At 35.7% G+C, this 18,434-nt stretch carries 19 protein-coding genes; 6 read left to right on the forward strand and 13 right to left on the reverse strand.

What is annotated here, in order from left to right:
- Window positions 1-160: 160 nt before the first annotated feature.
- From AXY_RS09145 to AXY_RS09160, 4 genes are all read right to left on the reverse strand, one after another.
- On the reverse strand, window positions 161-916 hold the full coding sequence (locus AXY_RS09145; RefSeq protein WP_015010522.1) for a YjbA family protein: 756 nt from the start codon (window positions 914-916) through the stop codon (window positions 161-163).
- 58 nt (window positions 917-974) lie between these two features.
- Window positions 975-1,172 (reverse strand): hypothetical protein, encoded by a 198-nt coding sequence (locus tag AXY_RS09150; RefSeq protein ID WP_015010523.1) that lies wholly within the window; start codon window positions 1,170-1,172, stop codon window positions 975-977.
- A 187-nt stretch (window positions 1,173-1,359) separates the two neighbouring features.
- Complete coding sequence (gene fabF, locus AXY_RS09155; RefSeq protein ID WP_015010524.1) at window positions 1,360-2,601, reverse strand: beta-ketoacyl-ACP synthase II; 1,242 nt, start codon at window positions 2,599-2,601, stop codon at window positions 1,360-1,362.
- A 30-nt stretch (window positions 2,602-2,631) separates the two neighbouring features.
- Window positions 2,632-3,564 carry a beta-ketoacyl-ACP synthase III gene (locus AXY_RS09160; protein WP_015010525.1) on the reverse strand — a complete coding sequence of 311 codons (933 nt, stop codon included), beginning with the start codon at window positions 3,562-3,564 and terminating at the stop codon, window positions 2,632-2,634.
- A gap of 294 nt (window positions 3,565-3,858) precedes the next feature.
- On the opposite strand from AXY_RS09160, the gene AXY_RS09165 reads away from it, so the two are divergent.
- Window positions 3,859-4,818 (forward strand): IS30 family transposase, encoded by a 960-nt coding sequence (locus tag AXY_RS09165; RefSeq protein WP_015010526.1) that lies wholly within the window; start codon window positions 3,859-3,861, stop codon window positions 4,816-4,818.
- A 53-nt stretch (window positions 4,819-4,871) separates the two neighbouring features.
- Here AXY_RS09165 and AXY_RS09170 read toward each other — a convergent pair whose 3' ends face one another.
- On the reverse strand, window positions 4,872-5,282 hold the full coding sequence (locus tag AXY_RS09170) for a hypothetical protein (protein WP_015010527.1): 411 nt from the start codon (window positions 5,280-5,282) through the stop codon (window positions 4,872-4,874).
- Between the two features lie 82 nt (window positions 5,283-5,364).
- On the opposite strand from AXY_RS09170, the gene AXY_RS09175 reads away from it, so the two are divergent.
- Window positions 5,365-6,183, forward strand: coding sequence for an undecaprenyl-diphosphate phosphatase (locus AXY_RS09175; protein WP_015010528.1), 819 nt, complete (start codon window positions 5,365-5,367; stop codon window positions 6,181-6,183).
- 34 nt (window positions 6,184-6,217) lie between these two features.
- Entirely contained in the window at window positions 6,218-6,919 is a 702-nt protein-coding gene (locus AXY_RS09180; RefSeq protein ID WP_015010529.1) for a Crp/Fnr family transcriptional regulator, read from the forward strand.
- Window positions 6,920-7,227: 308 nt separating this feature from the next.
- Here AXY_RS09180 and AXY_RS09185 read toward each other — a convergent pair whose 3' ends face one another.
- Together AXY_RS09185 and AXY_RS09190 are read right to left on the reverse strand one after the other, a co-directional pair.
- Window positions 7,228-7,539, reverse strand: a complete 312-nt coding sequence (locus tag AXY_RS09185; RefSeq protein WP_015010530.1) for a metal-sulfur cluster assembly factor — start codon at window positions 7,537-7,539, stop codon at window positions 7,228-7,230.
- A gap of 101 nt (window positions 7,540-7,640) precedes the next feature.
- Window positions 7,641-8,423 (reverse strand): alpha/beta fold hydrolase, encoded by a 783-nt coding sequence (locus tag AXY_RS09190; RefSeq protein WP_015010531.1) that lies wholly within the window; start codon window positions 8,421-8,423, stop codon window positions 7,641-7,643.
- A gap of 160 nt (window positions 8,424-8,583) precedes the next feature.
- On the opposite strand from AXY_RS09190, the gene AXY_RS09195 reads away from it, so the two are divergent.
- Together AXY_RS09195 and AXY_RS09200 are read left to right on the forward strand one after the other, a co-directional pair.
- Window positions 8,584-9,405, forward strand: coding sequence for a Cof-type HAD-IIB family hydrolase (locus AXY_RS09195; RefSeq protein WP_015010532.1), 822 nt, complete (start codon window positions 8,584-8,586; stop codon window positions 9,403-9,405).
- Window positions 9,406-9,478: 73 nt separating this feature from the next.
- Complete coding sequence (locus AXY_RS09200) at window positions 9,479-9,742, forward strand: NifU N-terminal domain-containing protein (RefSeq protein WP_015010533.1); 264 nt, start codon at window positions 9,479-9,481, stop codon at window positions 9,740-9,742.
- A gap of 142 nt (window positions 9,743-9,884) precedes the next feature.
- Here the strand turns inward: AXY_RS09200 and AXY_RS09205 are convergent, their stop codons facing one another.
- A complete protein-coding gene (locus AXY_RS09205; RefSeq protein ID WP_015010534.1) occupies window positions 9,885-10,736 on the reverse strand; it encodes a YitT family protein in 852 nt (283 codons plus the stop codon).
- Window positions 10,737-10,945: 209 nt separating this feature from the next.
- Here AXY_RS09205 and AXY_RS09210 point away from each other — a divergent pair, with 209 nt between their 5' ends.
- Window positions 10,946-11,806, forward strand: coding sequence for a DegV family protein (locus AXY_RS09210; RefSeq protein ID WP_015010535.1), 861 nt, complete (start codon window positions 10,946-10,948; stop codon window positions 11,804-11,806).
- 73 nt (window positions 11,807-11,879) lie between these two features.
- Here AXY_RS09210 and AXY_RS09215 read toward each other — a convergent pair whose 3' ends face one another.
- From AXY_RS09215 to AXY_RS09235, 5 genes are all read right to left on the reverse strand, one after another.
- Entirely contained in the window at window positions 11,880-12,260 is a 381-nt protein-coding gene (locus AXY_RS09215; protein WP_015010536.1) for a YisL family protein, read from the reverse strand.
- A gap of 360 nt (window positions 12,261-12,620) precedes the next feature.
- Entirely contained in the window at window positions 12,621-13,835 is a 1,215-nt protein-coding gene (locus AXY_RS13085; RefSeq protein WP_015010537.1) for a C40 family peptidase, read from the reverse strand.
- Between the two features lie 225 nt (window positions 13,836-14,060).
- On the reverse strand, window positions 14,061-14,807 hold the full coding sequence (gene aroD / locus AXY_RS09225; protein WP_015010538.1) for a type I 3-dehydroquinate dehydratase: 747 nt from the start codon (window positions 14,805-14,807) through the stop codon (window positions 14,061-14,063).
- Window positions 14,808-14,993: 186 nt separating this feature from the next.
- Window positions 14,994-16,460, reverse strand: coding sequence for a glycoside hydrolase family 32 protein (locus tag AXY_RS09230; RefSeq protein ID WP_015010539.1), 1,467 nt, complete (start codon window positions 16,458-16,460; stop codon window positions 14,994-14,996).
- A gap of 26 nt (window positions 16,461-16,486) precedes the next feature.
- A complete protein-coding gene (locus tag AXY_RS09235; protein WP_015010540.1) occupies window positions 16,487-17,866 on the reverse strand; it encodes a PTS transporter subunit EIIC in 1,380 nt (459 codons plus the stop codon).
- Between the last annotated feature and the right edge of the window lie 568 nt (window positions 17,867-18,434).

An 18,434-nucleotide genomic window follows, 5' to 3' on the forward strand; every position in this document is an offset into this window, starting at 1 on the left:
TAACGTTAGTAAGTTTTCAAACTCACCAACGTTATATATTGTACAACCTAATTTGTAAGTAGATTATCTATCATTAGTACTTAAATGGCTGCTACTTAGGGTTTTGGTCATACAAGGAGAAAAACATGATTATAAATAAGTAACAGCCATAATACTAAGTCTATTTAATCCGCTTGATTTGTGTATCATTATCAATTTGATTTGCTTTATCCCACAATTGTTCAAACAATGGCTGACCCTTAATAATTTGTTGACAAAACTGTTCATGCTTAATAGTCCAACCATGATAAATATGCTGATAAAGCCGATCCCAAGCCTTTTGAAAAGACAATCCTTGAATTAATTGATACTGTTCCGGCTCCCATTCTGTTAACCAATAATGAACCTCATCCAAATTCTTACCTTCGCGTAACTGATCTAGCGCAAGCATGACCAGCTGTTTTAATTCTCGCTCACGCCGACTCAACCCAAGCATAGCTTCACGAGATAAGGAGAATATATGATTAGACTCTTGATTGCGAAGTTTTTTCATTGAAATAGACATCGGATTAATCATCCGAATCATCTGATAAACACGGCGTTCGTGACGAGGAATTAAGCGGCTTTTCTTCAATGGAATCCGGTATCCCATCGTATCAAATGCAATAATTCCTTCTCCATCTGTAACAACTGCGGCATATTCAATCGTACGGCCATTTTTTATCGCTCGATTATGAATCTTCATTAATAATCTTTCTGGTAAATCATCAAGATCATTCTCTATATATTGATATAACTCCTTTTCAATATATAAAAGTGGTATTGTATCAAGTAATTCAATTTTGTCTCGTTTTCTCCATTCAAAGAACGGACAGACATTATACCCTTTATCTTCACCTTCAAACCAATTAACCCATACGTCATTCAAAACGAGCATGAACAACCCTCACTTATTCATCTTTAAAAAATAGTATCACCAATTTTTACAGTTTTATTCATTTCATGCGTTTTAAAATCCGGTAATATCCAGGAATCATTAATAACAAACCAACGAAGAATAGCTGACATTCTGTTTGCCTTAAGACAAAGCCCCAATAGCTTGACCATGATAATCCGGCCGGTACAAGATTTAAATATAAGATCATCATAACGCCACCAGCAACGGTAAGGCCAAATCCTATTAAAAACAACATCACTATTCCTCCCTATGGCTTGTCCTTTCTACTAAAGTCTATGTTTTATATAAAAAAAAAGACCTTTCATATAAATATGAAAGATCTTCTATTATAAACCGGCATTAGGATAAAAATAAGAAATAGGGTAACTAACGTAAAGGTGAGTTTTATGCCAGTTTAATTAATAGCTTCATTAAATACTAATTTATGCTTGATACTTTTTAAAAACTAAACTAGCATTATGTCCACCAAAACCGAGTGAGTTAGATAATGCTACATTAACTGTAGCTTCTCGCGCCTGATTTGCTACATAATCTAAATCACAATCTGGATCAGGTGTCTCGTAATTGATTGTCGGCGGTACAATTCCTGTTTCAATTGCTTTAATAGAAGCAATTGCTTCAATACCACCTGCTGCTCCTAGTAAATGACCTGTCATCGATTTAGTAGATGAGATCATTAACTGTGACGCATGATCTTGGAAAACAGCTTTCACTGCTGTAGTTTCATATTTATCATTAAAGGCAGTACTTGTCCCATGTGCATTAATATAATCTACATCTTCAGGCGTTAATCCCGCGTCTTCAATTGCTTGCTTCATAGCGCGCTGTGCACCTTCGCCTTCAGGAGCTGGTGCAGTAATATGGTAAGCATCGGCTGTAGCACCATACCCGACAATTTCGGCATATATGTGTGCACCCCTTTTCAGAGCAGAATCAAGAGATTCTAATACTAGAATTCCTGCCCCTTCCCCCATGACAAAACCATCACGATTTTTATCAAATGGGCGGCTTGCTGTGTTTGGATCTTGATTAAATGATAGCGCACGTGCAGAAGAGAATCCTGCAAAGGACATATTCGTTAATGGTGCTTCCGCGCCACCGGTAATCATTACTTCTGCATCGCCACGTTCAATCACTTTAAATGCATCACCAATTGAATTAGTACCAGTTGCACAAGCAGTCACTGTACAAGAGTTAATCCCTTTAGCTCCTAAATGGATCGAAATTTGACCAGCAGCCATATCAGGAATTAGCATTGGTACAAAGAATGGACTGACTCGTCGATAACCTTTGTCAATAAAAATTCTAAATTGCTCTTCGTACGTGGCCATTCCACCAATTCCTGAGCCAACCCATACGCCTACTTGTTCAGCATTACTTTCATCAATTTTAAGTTTAGCATCATCGACAGCTAATTTAGCTGCTGCTAAAGCATACTGTGTAAATAAATCCATTCTTTTTGCATCTTTTTTATCCATATATAAGATTGGATCAAAATCTTTTATTTCACCGGCAACTTTTGCAGGGAAATCATCTTTATTTACTTTCGTTACAAAATCGATCCCAGACTTACCAGCAATCAAATTCGACCAAAATTGATCTATAGTCGAACCTAAAGGTGTTATTGCACCCATACCTGTTACCACAACACGTTTTTGTCCCATTAGGCATCCTCCTCTTGATTTTTTTATTTGCTATTTACCCCATCGAAGTGTTAAAGCACCCCAAGTTAATCCGCCACCAAATCCGACCAAGACGATAACATCACCAGTATTAATTTTCCCTGCTTGAACATCCTCTGATAAGGCAATCGGTATTGAAGCAGCTGATGTATTACCATATTTATTAATTGAATAAGACATTTTCTCTTTACTAATCGCTAAACGTTCACGTGCAGCCTCCATAATCCGAAAATTCGCTTGATGTGGAATTAAATAATCAACATCAGCTTTTGACAGACCGGCTTTTTTAACGACGTTTTCAGCTGACTCAGGCATTTGGCGGACGGCAAACTTAAATACTTCTCTACCATTCATTTGAATGCTTTTATCATCTTGATAAAGTGACGCTCCACCTGTCCCGTCTGCACCAAGTTCAAATGATAAAATACCATGTCCCTCAGATACCTTTCCAATTACCGCTGCACCTGCACCATCTCCAAAAAGAACGCACGTATTTCGATCTGTCCAATCAGTAATTTTAGAAAGCTTCTCAGCACCTACGACTAAGATATTTTTATATACACCGTTATTAACAAATTGTTGTGCAGTAACTACTCCATAAATAAATCCAGAACACGCTGCACCAATATCCATTGCAGCAGCTCGACTTGCACCTAATTTTTCTTGAATTTGGCATGCAACAGAAGGGAATGATTGATCAGCTGTAACAGTTGATACGATGATCATATCGATATCATTTGGTGTTAAATTAGCATTTTCAATCGCCATTTTAGCAGCTTGATATGCTAAATCCGATGTGTCTTCTTCCTTAGCGATATGACGTGTTTCAATCCCAGTTCGTGTACGAATCCATTCATCTGTCGTATCAACCATTTTTTCTAAATCTTTATTTGTTAAGATATCGTCTGGCAAATAATGCCCGACACCAATAATCCCAGTAGCCATTTATATAACCCCTCGCTTAAATTCAAATCACTTCATTTAGTACTTGGTACTAATATAAGCCATAACAACAAGATTATCAAGTTCTATTTTTATTTTATCCAGAAAAAAGCTAAATTTGATTTCATTTCAATGCTTTGTCTGATAAAATAGTACGGTGATAGAACAAATATCAGTGTTATTTATTTAATATGTTTTCATATGACGCAGATTGTAAAATTAAGCTAGACAACTAAAAAAGTCATTTATGATACACTCTTACTATACTTCCACCACGAAGAATAGGAGTGATCATAAATGACCTACACCCATCTTACCACGGATGAATTAGTAATGATAGAAGCTTATTATCATCAAAATATTTCAGTTGCGATTATCGCTGAACGCTTAAAACGTTCGCGTCAACCCATTTATAACGTCATTAACTTTTTGAAGCAGGGTCACTCAGCGATCAATTACTACAAACGCTACAAGGAAAACAAAAGGCGATGCGGTAGACGTAAGATCTCCTTGCCTAAAAAAGAGCAGGAATACGTCAAGGAAAAGGTTTCCCTTGGATGGACGCCGGACGTTATTATTGGGCGTGCTGAACAGCCCATCAGTTGTTCAATGAGAACTTTATATCGTCGCTTTGAGGACGGTTACTTTGATAGAACAACGCTCCCTATGAAGGGCAAAAGAAAACCAAATGGACACAACGAACGACGTGGAAAGCAAGCTTTCAAACGACATATCTCTGAAAGAGATAAAGACTATCCTCTATTTAAAGATGAATTTGGTCACATTGAAGGTGACACAATCGTTGGTGCTCATCATAAAAGCGCAGTTATCACATTGGTGGAACGTCTATCTAAAGCTATCATCACTTTAAAGCCAGAAGGTAGAAAAGCAAGTGACATTGAAACAACGCTAACACAGTGGTTTCAATCTATTCCAAGAAATCTGTTTAAGTCTTTCACATTTGATAATGGGAAAGAATTTAGTAATTGGAAATCGTTGTCCAACCAACATGATGTCTCAATCTACTTTAGAGACCCAGGAACACCTTCACAACGTGGCTTAAATGAACAATCAAATGGCTTACTTCGAAAAGATGGTTTGCCAAAAGAAATGGACTTCAACGAAGTCGATCAGAACTTTGTGTCCGCAGTAGCTGACAAGAGAAATAAAATCCCTAGAAAATCACTAAATTATCGAACGCCTTTGGAAGTGTTTTTGAGTTACATCGATGAATCACATTTGTCTAGCTTAAATTGACAAATCAAATGATATAAAAAATACCTCTTGCTCAAAAAGCAAGAGGTCATTAATTAAATAAATGGTAATAAACTAATCGCAGCTAATGCAGCTAATGGGATAATAAGTTGATTTGGTGATCCTGGTTGTGGACCTGGATTATAAGGTGGATACCCTGGATAGTATGGTGGATATCCGCCATATGGTGGACGTGGTCTTGGCCCTGGTCCTGGACCCGGATGGTATGGATTCCCTCCTGGTCCGTAAGGTGGACGTGGTCTCGGTGGATGTTGAGGACCACCCCCATAAGGATTATATTGTCTATCTTGATCAGAGATTTCATCTGGTCTTGCAGATACAGTTAAATAGACATTTTGTTCGTCAATATTTGTAATGACGCCACCAATCTGTTCGCCCGTAGTCGTATGAAGCAATACATGTTGATTCATATGTTTCTTACATACATCATAAAAATATTTTTGCATAGCGCTCCCTCCCGTTCTCATCAATAGCCTATGCCCAAAAGCTGATTGTGTGATTAAAAAAGAATTTTTGGAGGAAATATAAATGAATTTATTTGAAAAATTAATGACTATTATTCAGTACGTATTTTTAGGTTTTATCCAAGGATTTACAGAACCGATACCTGTATCATCTAGCGGGCATTTAGTCATGCTGCAAAACATCTTCGGTGTTAAGATGGAAGATCTATCTTTTGAAATTTTGCTGCACTTTGCTTCATTAATCGCTATCATCATTATTTATTGGGATGATATTGTAAGACTTGCATCAAATGGTTTCAAATATTTATTTAAAAAGGAAGAAGCGGCAAAAGATGACTTTAATTTTATTCTTTATTTAATCGTTGCAACAATTCCTGCAGGCGTTCTTGGTATTTTATTTGAGGATCAAATCGGGCAAATTTTTAGTACAGCAAAAATGGTTGGAATTTCTTTAATTATTACTGGGATTGCACTTTGGGTAATTCGAAATTTACGCGGAAGAAAGTCTGATGGAGAATTAACTTTGAAAGATGCAATCATCGTTGGACTAGCTCAAGGCGTTGCACTTATACCTGGAATAAGCCGATCAGGAGCTACATTAGTTGCAGCCATGCTACTTGGCATGAAACAAAAAACAGCATTACGCTTTTCTTTCTTACTTTTTATTCCGGTAAGTTTAGGTTCAACAATATTATCACTAGACAGCTTTTTATCTACTGAATTTCTTGCACAATGGCCACTATACTTAATTGCATTTATTACAGCAGGTGTGGCAACGTTCTTCTCACTTCGCTGGTTTATGAATATTATGGCTCGAGGAAATTTAATTTATTTCTCAATTTACTGTTTTATAGTCGGGACAATCGCATTTGTCATTCTCTAAACTTGTTATCCGTCATTAAATAGGAGTTTTTACAATGAATCCATTAACGAAAAATAAAGATTTAGCAAAAAAATTACTTGAATTAATGAAAGAGCCTGATTACTATTTACCGATATACAAAGATACTTATCTATTTCGTCAAGGTGAAGTAGCAAATGAGCTTTATCTCATTATTTCTGGACAAGTGGTAATTGGTAAGACAACATCTGATGGACGTGAATTAACAATTAGATATTGTGGCCCCAATGATCTCGTAGGAGAGTTTACTACTGGTCAAGCGTCTACTCAATATCTCGTTGATGGGAAAATAACAGAACCTGGTGAGGTAGCAGTTTTCAATCAAGAAAAACTACTTGATCAATTGCAATTAAAGCCGCAGCTTATGATAGAGTTACTAAGTTATTTCAGTTTACAACAACGAAAAGACCAACTGAGATTTAGAGATTTACTGTTATACGGAAAAAAAGGCGCACTGTACTCGACACTGATTCGTTTAGCTAATAGCTATGGTCAAGAGACTGAAGATGGTATATTGATAAATAAGCACTTAACTAATCAAGAAATCGCTAATTTTTGTGCAACCACTCGTGAATCAGTTAATCGCCAATTAACCGAATTAAGACGGAATAATGTAATTCAAATTGAGCACGGCTTAATTACGATACTAGAATTAGATACTTTAAGAAAAGCAATTAACTGTGAAAACTGCCCAATTGAATTATGTACAATCGATTAAATTAATAAAACGGATTAGCGCTTAATATGCTAATCCGTTTTTATAAGGTTCAATGTTAAATAGTGTTGGTAGGTTTGATAATTAGTCGAGAATAAATTTCTCTTAGTTTTAATAAAGATACAATTTGTTCACCGCAGGTGAAATACACTCGCTTTCCGCGGGCACGCGGAGGTTCGGCTAACTGCGGTTTATAACATGAGTTATAAAATTAAATATACTTAAAATAAAAAAATAACGTTAGTAAGTTTTCAAACTCACCAACGTTATATATTGTACAACCCGTTTCATATGCTAATCCGTTTTTATTATCAATCTGGAATGCCTAATGCAATTTTTGCATAGCGTGACATCTTATCTTTTGACCACGGTGGTGACCAAACGATGTTCACTTGCGTATCTTTTACTTCAGGAATATCTGATAAAGCTGCTTTTACATCTGCTTCAATATGGCCTGCTAGTGGACAGCCCATAGCCGTAAGCGTCATTGTTACAATCGCAGTTCCTTCTTCATTTAAATCAACATCATAAATGAGACCTAAATTTACTATATCGATACCGAGCTCAGGATCAATCACATTTTCCAAAGCACCGATTAAATTCTCTTTTAATGCTTCATCCATTTATTTCACTCTCCTCTTTAGTAAGCTAAACCTAGTATAGCCTCATTATAAACAAAAGAGTATAAAAAATAAAGTCGATCCCTATTTAGATAGATATTTTATTAACGTTCTTGCTTGATTGGTTGCTGAACTGCCGTGATCCAATCCGTTAATGCAAGTCTTGCTCGTCTACTTACTTTATGGCCAGTTTTTTTCTCAGAAACAAACGTAATCGTCTTAGCATCAACTTGTGTCTCTTTCAATTGATGGTAAAATTCAATGGCATGTTGATAAGGTACGACCAAATCTTCCTCACCATGCCAGATAAATAATGGACGATTATTTAATTGCTCGATGTTTAGCGATAAATCATAATGCTTTATATTTGCTAGTAATTCGTCAAGCTGTTGTTTAGTAACAGGTAACTCAATACCTCTTGCGATAACTTTATCGATCATTGCCTTAGAAAAGTCATGAAGCCTCGCTGTCCCCATCATAATACCCGCATTTGAAATCCATTGATATTGAGTTAATGCTGCAGCAGTTGTAATCCCACCCATGCTTGTACCTGCTAATGTAAATGAATGATCTCTAATTAAGTCCGCTTGGTTCAGCTTGTCATAAATTACGCTTAATTCGAACACACCTTTTTGAACAATTTCGAAAAAATGCAGCTCGACATTATCTATATTTGCATGCGTACGTTCGCCGTGAAATTCAGCATCAGGTAAAATAACACGAAAACCTCTATCAGCTAATAAATAGCCAATCGAAAGATTATCTTCCTTTGCACCTGTAATACCATGTAAATACACGACGGTAGGCAATGGCTCGTCAGCTAGATTAGTTTTAGCACAAATCAATAAGGGGATGCCTTCCCAAATCTCATGTTTGATCTGAATCACTGTCATCATCCTATTCTTTATGTTTCTACTCTCTATATATAAGGATAGCTATATTTCCTTAAAAATGCAAAATAAGCTAATCACTATAAAACTCAGATTCTTAACTTTACAGATTTAGTAAACTTGATTAAAATATGATATTAAAGATAGGAGAGTCGATATGAATACTAAACGACATTTAATTGCACTTGATTTAGATGGTACTTTATTAACAGATAACAAAACAATAACAGATCGAACTAAATATGTGATTAATAAAATAAAATCAGCTGGACATATCGTTGTCATTGCAACTGGACGTCCAGATCGAGCGAGTCTAACATATTACAATGAATTAAATCTTGATACACCGATGGTCAATTTTAACGGTGCTTATTTACATCATCCTACCGATAAAAAGTGGGAAGCGCTTCATACGCCACTACCGTTACCAACAGCTCAAGCTGTGATAAGGACATGTTATCAATTAGGTGTAAATAACATGATGGCTGAAGTCCTTGGCAACGTCTATATCGACCGCTATGATGAAGAATTTATGAAAATATTTCATATAAAAAAGGAAGAAAATCAAATTCAAATTGGTCAGCTTAATCGTCAGCTAACACTTGACCCAACATCATTAATCATTCATCCGAGTCAAGATCAAGTCGAGCGATTACGACAAAATCTAGAGCAAAATCATGCCGAAGTAATTGAGCATAGACATTGGGGAGCGCCATGGAATATGATTGAAGTTGTTCGTAAGGGGATGAATAAAGGTGTTGCAGTAAGTCGCATTGCACAACACTATAACATTGCTCAAGAACAGATCATCGCATTCGGTGATGAGGATAATGACTTTGAAATGATTAAATCTGCCGGAATCGGCGTCGCAATGAAAAATGGCGCAAATCATCTAAAAGAAATTGCAAACTATCAAACTACTACAAACGAAGAAGATGGTGTTGCCGTTTTCCTTGAAAAGTATTTTGATTTAAGCTGATCGGCTTAATTCCTTTATTCTATACCAATGATTTGCTAGACTAGTAAGTGAGATTTTTTAAGGAGGAATATAAATGGCTGTCATTACTGAAGCGACACCAAATCCAAATGCAATGAAATTTGTCTCTGATAAGCAAATTTTCCCTGGTGACAAAAGTGTTTCGGTTCGACCAGGCGAGACAAGTGACTACACCATTTTAAATGAACTAATGGAATTAGTTGAAGTCGATAATGTTTTTGGTTATCAATTTTTTATCACAATTACTAAAAAAGAGACAGTATCTTGGAAAACGATTATTCCAAAAGTTGAAGCGGTTATGACTGCACATGGTTATTAACATTTTTCCAGTAGATAAGATAACAATATGATATCAAATGAATCAAACCCCGAACATAAAAAATACTGTTCGGGGTTCATTTATTAATATTCGTTTCTTTACCACTTATCAATTAAATGATGAGTGATCTTTCCAATATAATTTAATTTGGATCTTTTCTGAAAAAGCCATAGACACCTGCTGTTTCAACCACGTTAGTAAACGCATTTGGATCGACTTCATTAATAATACGCTCTAAATCATAAAGCTCGTATCTAGTAATAACAATGACAAGCATTGATTTATCTTCTTTCGTATACGCCCCTCTAGCTGGCAAAATAGTTATACCACGATGGACTGTTTGTTGAATCGCTGCTTGTAGCTCGTCTGTTTTTTTCGTTACGATCATGGCTGTTACTTTTTCATGTCGTGTATGAATCGCATCAATTACACGTGTGCTCACGTATAAAGCGAGTAAAGTATACAATGCGTTCTCTGGCTCATTTAAAATACCGGCAAGAAAGATAATCACACCATTGATTAACATTAAGTAAACACCGATCGGCTTATCTTTAACACGTGAAATCACCATTGCCAAAATATCAGAGCCTCCCGTTGAAGCACCCCATTTTAATGTAATACCGACACCAAAACCACCGATGACACCGCCAAATACAGCATTTAACATTATATCATCTGAAATTGTTAAAACAGGTATAAACTCTAGAAATATAGTTGTCGCAGCAACGGATAAGATACTGTAGATTGTAAAATGCCGACCAACTTTAAACCAGCCTAATAAAATGACTGGAATATTTAAAATGACAAGCCAAATCCCCGTCGTAATAAATGTGATATTAAGATGTGTCGAGAAGAATGTTGCAAGTAATTGAGCCATACCAGTAAAACCACTCGCATACACATCAGCACTAATATAGAAAAAATTTAACGCAAGTGCATTAATCAACGCACCTATAATAACGATCGAAATTCGCTTTGCTTCCAATAGAAACATAATCACTGTTCCTCCTATTCCGTTAACCGACTAAAAAGATACCTTCCAGTCATATCATCAACTTAATCATACGAAAGAATCCACTTTTTTTAAATGTTTTTTTGAAATATGTAAAAATACTTTGACGAATGGCAATGCTAACTATAAACTAGAGGTAATTGAGAAGCAACTATACTTATGTTAATCTACAATAATTGGAGGGGATTTTTTTGAACGTACAAATTATTGCTGACTCGGCTAGTGATTTAAACGCTGAAGATTATAAAAAATACAACATAGAATGTGTCAGATTAGCTGTCGTAATGGATGACAAACACTATTCTGACGGTGAAGGTATTAAGGCAAAAACTGTTTATGATGAAATGCGCAATGGCAAGACACTGAAAACTTCTCAAGCGACACCAGAACAATTTAGAGAAGTTTTTATGAAATATGCTAAGCAAAACAAACCAACATTGTACATTGCATTTTCATCAGAATTATCTGGAACATATCAATCAGCAACTATTGCTGCCCAAGAGGTACTAGAACAGTATCCAGATTGGCAATTAAAGATGCTCGATTCAAAATGTGCATCATTCGGAGCTGGACTTGTCGTCCTAAAAGCTGCTCAACTCGCACAGGAAAACCATTCACTTGAAGATATTACAGCTAATGCACAGTACTATGCTGACCATATGGAGCACATCTTTACTGTTGATGAACTTGAATATTTACAACGTGGAGGCCGTGTAACAAAATCCGCTGCTTTTATTGGAACATTACTTAAAATCAAACCTATCCTGCATGTGGAAAATGGAAAGTTAGTGCCATTAGAAAAAGTAAGAGGATCGAAAAAAGTCTTTCAACGTATTCTTGATATGATGGAAGAGCGCGGTACTGATTTTAAAAATCAAACAATTGGCATTAGTCACGGTGACGATTTAGAGCGAGCAAATCAGTTAGCCGACTTAATTAGAGAACGTTTTGAAGTTAAAGACGTTCAAATTCGAATGGTCGGTGCAACAATTGGTGCACACTCAGGACCAGGTACAATTGCTTTATTCTTCTCAAATTCAAAAATTCAATAATAAATAGAAATGGTGAGTCGTAATTTATACGACTCACCATTTTTTTATTTGTTCATAAGCTATAGTAACACGATTAGGGTAAAAAGCCCCACGGTAATCGGCCAAAACCTAACGCAAGCACCATCAATAATACGAGGAAAAACTGTATAACAAGTCCACGTGATGGTAATTTTTTTTGAAAGCGGCTAATTAACCATTCCATTAGACAAACAAGATATACGCCTCCAATTGCTTTTACAACTGCCTCAGCGCCGAAATTTTCCCATACAGGTGCTTGTGTATAACGATATATCAGGATAAAGCCAGTATAGAATATAACTAGAAAAATAATGCGATTAATAGAATGTGCAATTTTTGCTGGTTGCTGTTTGTCTATACTTAACAAATACCAGCTCGTAAAAAATAAAATTAATGCAATGAACCAACTTGCCACATGCAAATGAATATAAAACAACAGCATCTCCTCCTCTTAAAAATTATCATTATAACAAGATATATAACCAATTTCTCGTAATGTTAAACATTTTCTATTCTAAAGTTTATTATATTATATAGAAGGGATAGACTCATTATGCGACTATCAGAACTTATCCATCAAACTTGGCTAAAATTATTATCTTCATTAGAAAAATATTTCAATGAGGATGATAAAAACAGTGATCAATAATGCTTCTTCCTCACAAAATAAATTTATTAACTAACCTTTGTCCTCTCGGTTAGTTTTTAATCCTGTCTATATCCTTTTTAAAAATGCTTAAATAGAAAGCAAAAAAACTTTTACTCAAGTAATTGAGTAAAAGTTTTTAATTTATTATTATTCAACAATTCGACGTACATGTCCTGTAAATCGTTGTGACCAGTAACTATCGTTCATATTCGCAATCGCTACACCAGTTGATGACTGTGAACCGATGAAACGTCCATTACCTAGGTAAATACCTACGTGACCGTTTGTTTTGTACGTGTTAAAGAAGACAATATCACCTGGCTTCATCTCACTAGTTGAAACTTTAGTTCCTGTAACAGATAAACCAGCTGTACTTGCTGAAACATTTACACCGCCTTGGCGGAATGCCCATGCAACAAATCCAGAACAATCAAATAAACCATTTTCTATATCGTAAGCTGTTCGACCACCAGCTGCTTTATATCTCGTATTACCATTTAAATAGCGATTTCCGGCATTGATAATCGTGCTTAGATTTCCTGATACTGAAGCAGGATTTCCTACGTGAGCACTTGTTGCCTCGTTGCTACTATTGCTGCTATATTGAACAATTTGTTGCTGTCTTGCTCGTTTTGCTTGCTCAATCATTTGTTCTAATTCTCGATCTTCTATTTCAAGTTCTTCAATTAGCTTTTCACTCTTAGCCTTTTTCTCTTCTAACTCTTTTTGCTTAGCTTCATTTTGCTCTTTTTGCTCAAGAGTAAGCTCTTGAATATGCTCTAATTCTAATTTAGCATCCTCTAATTCTACTAACTTCTCTTCAACTATTTGTCTTTGTGCAGCAACTTGATCTTGATCTTCCTGTAAGCGTTGGATTAAGTTTTGATCAGATTGTGCAATTCGTGTAACAATCGATACACGGTCAATTAAATCAGTGAAGCTTTGAGCGCCAAATAATACGTCTATGTAACTAATTGCACCACCGCTTTTTTGTAAAGCTGATGCGCGATCTTTTAATATGTCATGTCGACGCTGGATATCGATTTCAAGTTGCTCAATCTCTAATTCTAACTCGGCAATATCTGCTTCTGTTTCTTCAATACTTGCTTCTGTTTTCTTAATTTCTTTCTCATTAGATTCAATGATCTCATTAATAATCTTAATCTCTTCTTCTAATTCAACCAGTTCAGCTTGCATGTTCTCTAATTCTTCTCGCTTCTCATTAAGTTCTGATTGAACTTCAGATCTTTCTTGTCTTAATTCTGATTCCCTACTTGCATGTACACTATCAGGTGAAAAAACAAATAAGGAAAATATACCTAGGACTAAGAATAAACTAAAAAAACCTTTTCTACAGCTCACGCAGCTCCACTCGCTTTCATATGTATAATTTGATTAAGATTTATACTAAACTATTAGTTTCAAATCAATAATTAACTCAATTTAACTAGCAAAACAAGTATAACACTGATAAATTTCAATACTATGATAGAATTGTTACAAGAATATTTCATTTTTGAAAATAAACCTTCTTTTTCATTACAATTTAAAAAGTACGAGCCGGAAAATCAGACTCGTACTTTTGGACTATTTTGTGATATTTTCATGAATGATATCTAATACTGTCGATAAGTTAGTAAAATCAATTTGACCTGGTGCCGAAACTTGACCAGCAGACCCGAATGTTATCGTTGAACCAAATAGCTCACCTGATAATCTTGTCATCAAACCAATGCCGCCCATCGACATTGTAACTAAAGGAATTTTTAAAATACTTTTCATTTTATTTGTAACAGTCAGTATTGATAAAACGTCATGACTATTCTTTGGCATCACAGCTAATTTGGCTATTGAAGCACCTATTAACTCCGCTTCTCTTAATCGATTAATCATTTCCTCTTGTGCAGGCGTTTTATCAAAATCATGATTAGAAATAATTGTTGCAATTCCTTGTTGTTTCGCTTTTGCAATGAGTGGATTTCGGATAACTACAGGTAGCTTCAACTCGATATCAACTAAATCGATTAACCCTGACATCATCGCGCGTTCGTTGATCATTAAATATTCTTGATCTGTAATCTGCTTTTGGCCTCCTTCATTAATTGTTCGGAAGGTGAAAATTAATGGCTTATGACCAATATGATTACGAATCACTTCTAATGCCGGAATAATATCTAAGCTTTCAAAAAAATCCACTCTCCACTCAACAAGATCTGGATTTAATTTACTAATATGTATTGCTTGTTCTTTAATTTCATCGAGATTTATTCCAGTAATAGGGAGACAAATCTTCGGTCTTCCTTTACCAATTTCAATATCTCTTATCTTTAACATACATGACACCCTATTCATTTAATATATGGCTACCATTATAACATTTTTTTAAATATGGAAAACCCTTTATTTTAAATTCCTCATCCTTGTTTATTAAGTGATCGCTATAATAACGGGATATCGACCCATTTTACGAACAAAAAGCCTCTAATAAGTATAGCTTTACTTATTAGAGGCTTGAACTTTTTATGAAGTTAACGACTTTAACACCCACTTCTTGATTGTTACTCTAGCAGATCCGTTAATAGTGATATTATCTTGACCTTGATCTGGATAAACTCTTGTTGTTAACACATAGTCACCATCATTTACAAACACTTCAAGCGATGAACGGTCTGAAAATATCTGCAATTGATGAAGTTCGGCTAATTCAATCGTACGTTGATCTCTACCATAACCTGACTTGCCATGCTTTAAATGAAGCAGCTCGTCTTGTTGATCATAATAAAGCACAGTATCTTGCCGTAAGCTAATCTCAAGATCCGCTTCGAGATGATCAATTGAAATGATCAATTCAAAAACATCACCGCGTAATTGCTCGTGTTGATATTGACCGTTTAACTGAAGTGTATCAGTAAAATAATCATGACGAAGCATTTTATATTCAGGTAGTGGTCTTTGTTTTAACTGACCATTTTCAACGGTTAGCTCTCTTGGTAATGTCATCGCGTGTTGCCAACCTTTCTCAACCGTTGGATTCGTGATAACCCCTGATTCATCAGGAAGCCCCATCCACCCCCATAAAATTCTTCGTCCCTTTCGATCGACAAATGTTTGCGGTGCATAGAAATCAAATCCGCGATCTAGTTCAATGAATTGACTTTCTGCGATAAATGTTATCTTCGAATCATCAAATTCACCTAATAAGTAGCCTGCTTGGTAAATATTTTGACAGGCATAACCTTCAGACTCAACGCCTTGAGGCGAGATGATTAATAGTGCTGTATCATTAATTTCAAAGTAATCGGGACATTCCCACATATAGCCTAATCCATCAATTGGCCCAGCAAAAACGCCATGGTAGTTCCACTCTATTAAATCCTTAGACTTGTATACAATTACTTGACCTTGACTATTCAAATCTCTTGCACCTAACAACATATAATAGATTCCTGCATGTTTAAAAACCTTCGGATCACGAATATGCTGGCTAAATTCCTTTGGATAGTCACTTGCATGTAGAACACAGGCAACCTTCTCAATCGTAAATCCGCCATCATGACTGATCGCATATATCGTATTTTGTTCACGGCCTGATGTAATATAGTCATGTTCTCCTAAGTGCTTCACATTACCCGTATAAAAATAATGTACCTTACCATCCTCTACAAAAGCAGTACCCGAATATACACCATGAAGATCATATGGTTGATCTGGATAGAGCACGATACCATGATCTTTAAAATGAACTAGATCTTTAGATGATTGATGTCCCCAATATTTCAATCCACCATTAGCGTTGTAAGGTGAATATTGATAATACAAATGATAGACACCATCATATTGCATTACGCCATTTGGATCATTTAACCAACCAATCGGTGGCATGACATGATAGCTTAAACGCCAATAGTCTTCTTCGTTATTTTTTATTAGTGTATCTTGTTTAACTTTTTCATATAAATGCTTTAATTCATGATGTAGAGGATTCATCGTGTACTCCCTTCTATAAAAATGCTTTAATTAAGATCTTCTTTAATCGTCTTAGCTTGCAGGCGTACAAGGATAAATGCGACTGCAAAAGAAACAGCGATCACAAGGATATATTGAATGAATGTCCAAGCACTTGCTGTATATAAAAGTAATCCTGGTACAAAGGTAATACCCATTCCTGTCGCGGCTAGACCCAGAATCGATGTGAGTAAACCACCTGCTGCACCGCCAATCATACCTGAAATAAAGATCCGAATCGAACGTAAATTTACACCAAATAATAATGGCTCAGTAATTCCGAATAAAGTAGAGGCTGTTGAAGATAATGCATTGCTTCGCTTCAGTTTATTACGGATTAATAAAGCTGCAGCAATCGCAGCACCAAACTGTCCAGCCATACTTGCCGTTCCAAGTGTGTTTAACACGTTTACACCTGTATTATTTAATAAACTAATTTCAATAATACTTAATGAATGATGAAGACCAGTAATAACTAATAACTGCTGGAATCCTGCATAGATAATGTAACCAATTCCTAGCGGAGCCTCAACTAATAATACAATTGAGTTAATTACGCCCGTTTCAAGCATTTGAAGGATTGGTCCCAAAACTAGTAACATAATAAAGATCGTAACAGTTAAGCTAACAAATGGTGTAACGACTAAATCAAGCATTTGTGGAACGACTTTTCTCAACCATTTTTCTAATTTTGAGATTAACCAACCTGCAACGATTGCTGGAATAATTGAACCTTGATAGCCTACAACTGATACACCTAATAATTTAAGCGGTTCTGCATTACCCCCGGCCACCGCCCAAGCATTAGGAAGCTGAGGTGCAACCATCATTAACCCCACCACAATCCCAATAATTGGATTTCCACCAAACTTACGAGTCGCACTATAAGCAATTAATACTGGTAAGAATGCAAAAGCCGTATCTGTTAGCATTTCAAAAATAGATAGCCACGTGCCAGACATATCCATACCGAGCTCAATCAATAGTCCCCTAAGTCCCATTAATAAACCTGTCGTAACTAATGCTGGAATGAGTGGAACTAATATATCCGCTAAAGTTCTAACAATTCGTTGCGCAGGACTTAGATTCTTGTATATATCTTCTTTAAAATTTGCACGTTGATGATCATCAGACTCAGCACCACTCATCACTTTATCTAAATCCTGATAAACAGCATTTACTTTCCCAGTTCCAAAGATAAACTGGTGCTGACCCGTGTTGAAAAAATAACCCCTGTTTTCTGGAATCGCCTCAGCCTCTTCCTTATTCACCTTACGATCATCTTTTAAGATGATCCTTAACCTTGTGGCACAATGCTCGTAATTTTGAATATTCTCCTTACCACCAACGACTTCAAGTAATTTGTCTACTGTATCTTTATATTTCATTGTTTAGCCTCCTTCGATCTGATAAGCACATTTTTCATAAAATGAATTTGAAAACGAATAAGAATCCATGTTATTGATTTAACCGTTATCCATTAAAGTTAAACACATTTGATCAGAAGAATCTGTTTGGAGTAGTATGTGTGGGATTGAGGGGGAATATTAAAATAGGTCAATAAAATTTTTAAAAAACATATGTTAATTCATGGATATTAATACCTTATGAGACGGAGAAACCATTAGAGTTAGAAAGCATTTTGGTTATTATTGTTTTTTTCTTAAAGGTCGGACAGATTTTTGAGAATGTTGAGTGAATTTGTCCGAAGTAACGTCGACATCGGACAGATTTTGGCCATATAAATTAAAAATTGGTCGACATGGGGGCGGCCTCGGACATTTATTCATCTCAATGGCAATAAATTGTCCGAAGTTACTCTTGGTATTGTATTGATAAAGCAGACAATCTTAGAAAGTGTTCCTGTTCCTGAAACTAGCGATTAAACCCTTCAGTACAGTGAATAATTCATATGATGAGCCAACAAAGCATAAAACTAAGTTAGATCATTTTTCA

It is taken from the genome of Amphibacillus xylanus NBRC 15112, assembly GCF_000307165.1.
In the GTDB taxonomy this organism is placed as follows: domain Bacteria; phylum Bacillota; class Bacilli; order Bacillales; family Amphibacillaceae; genus Amphibacillus; species Amphibacillus xylanus.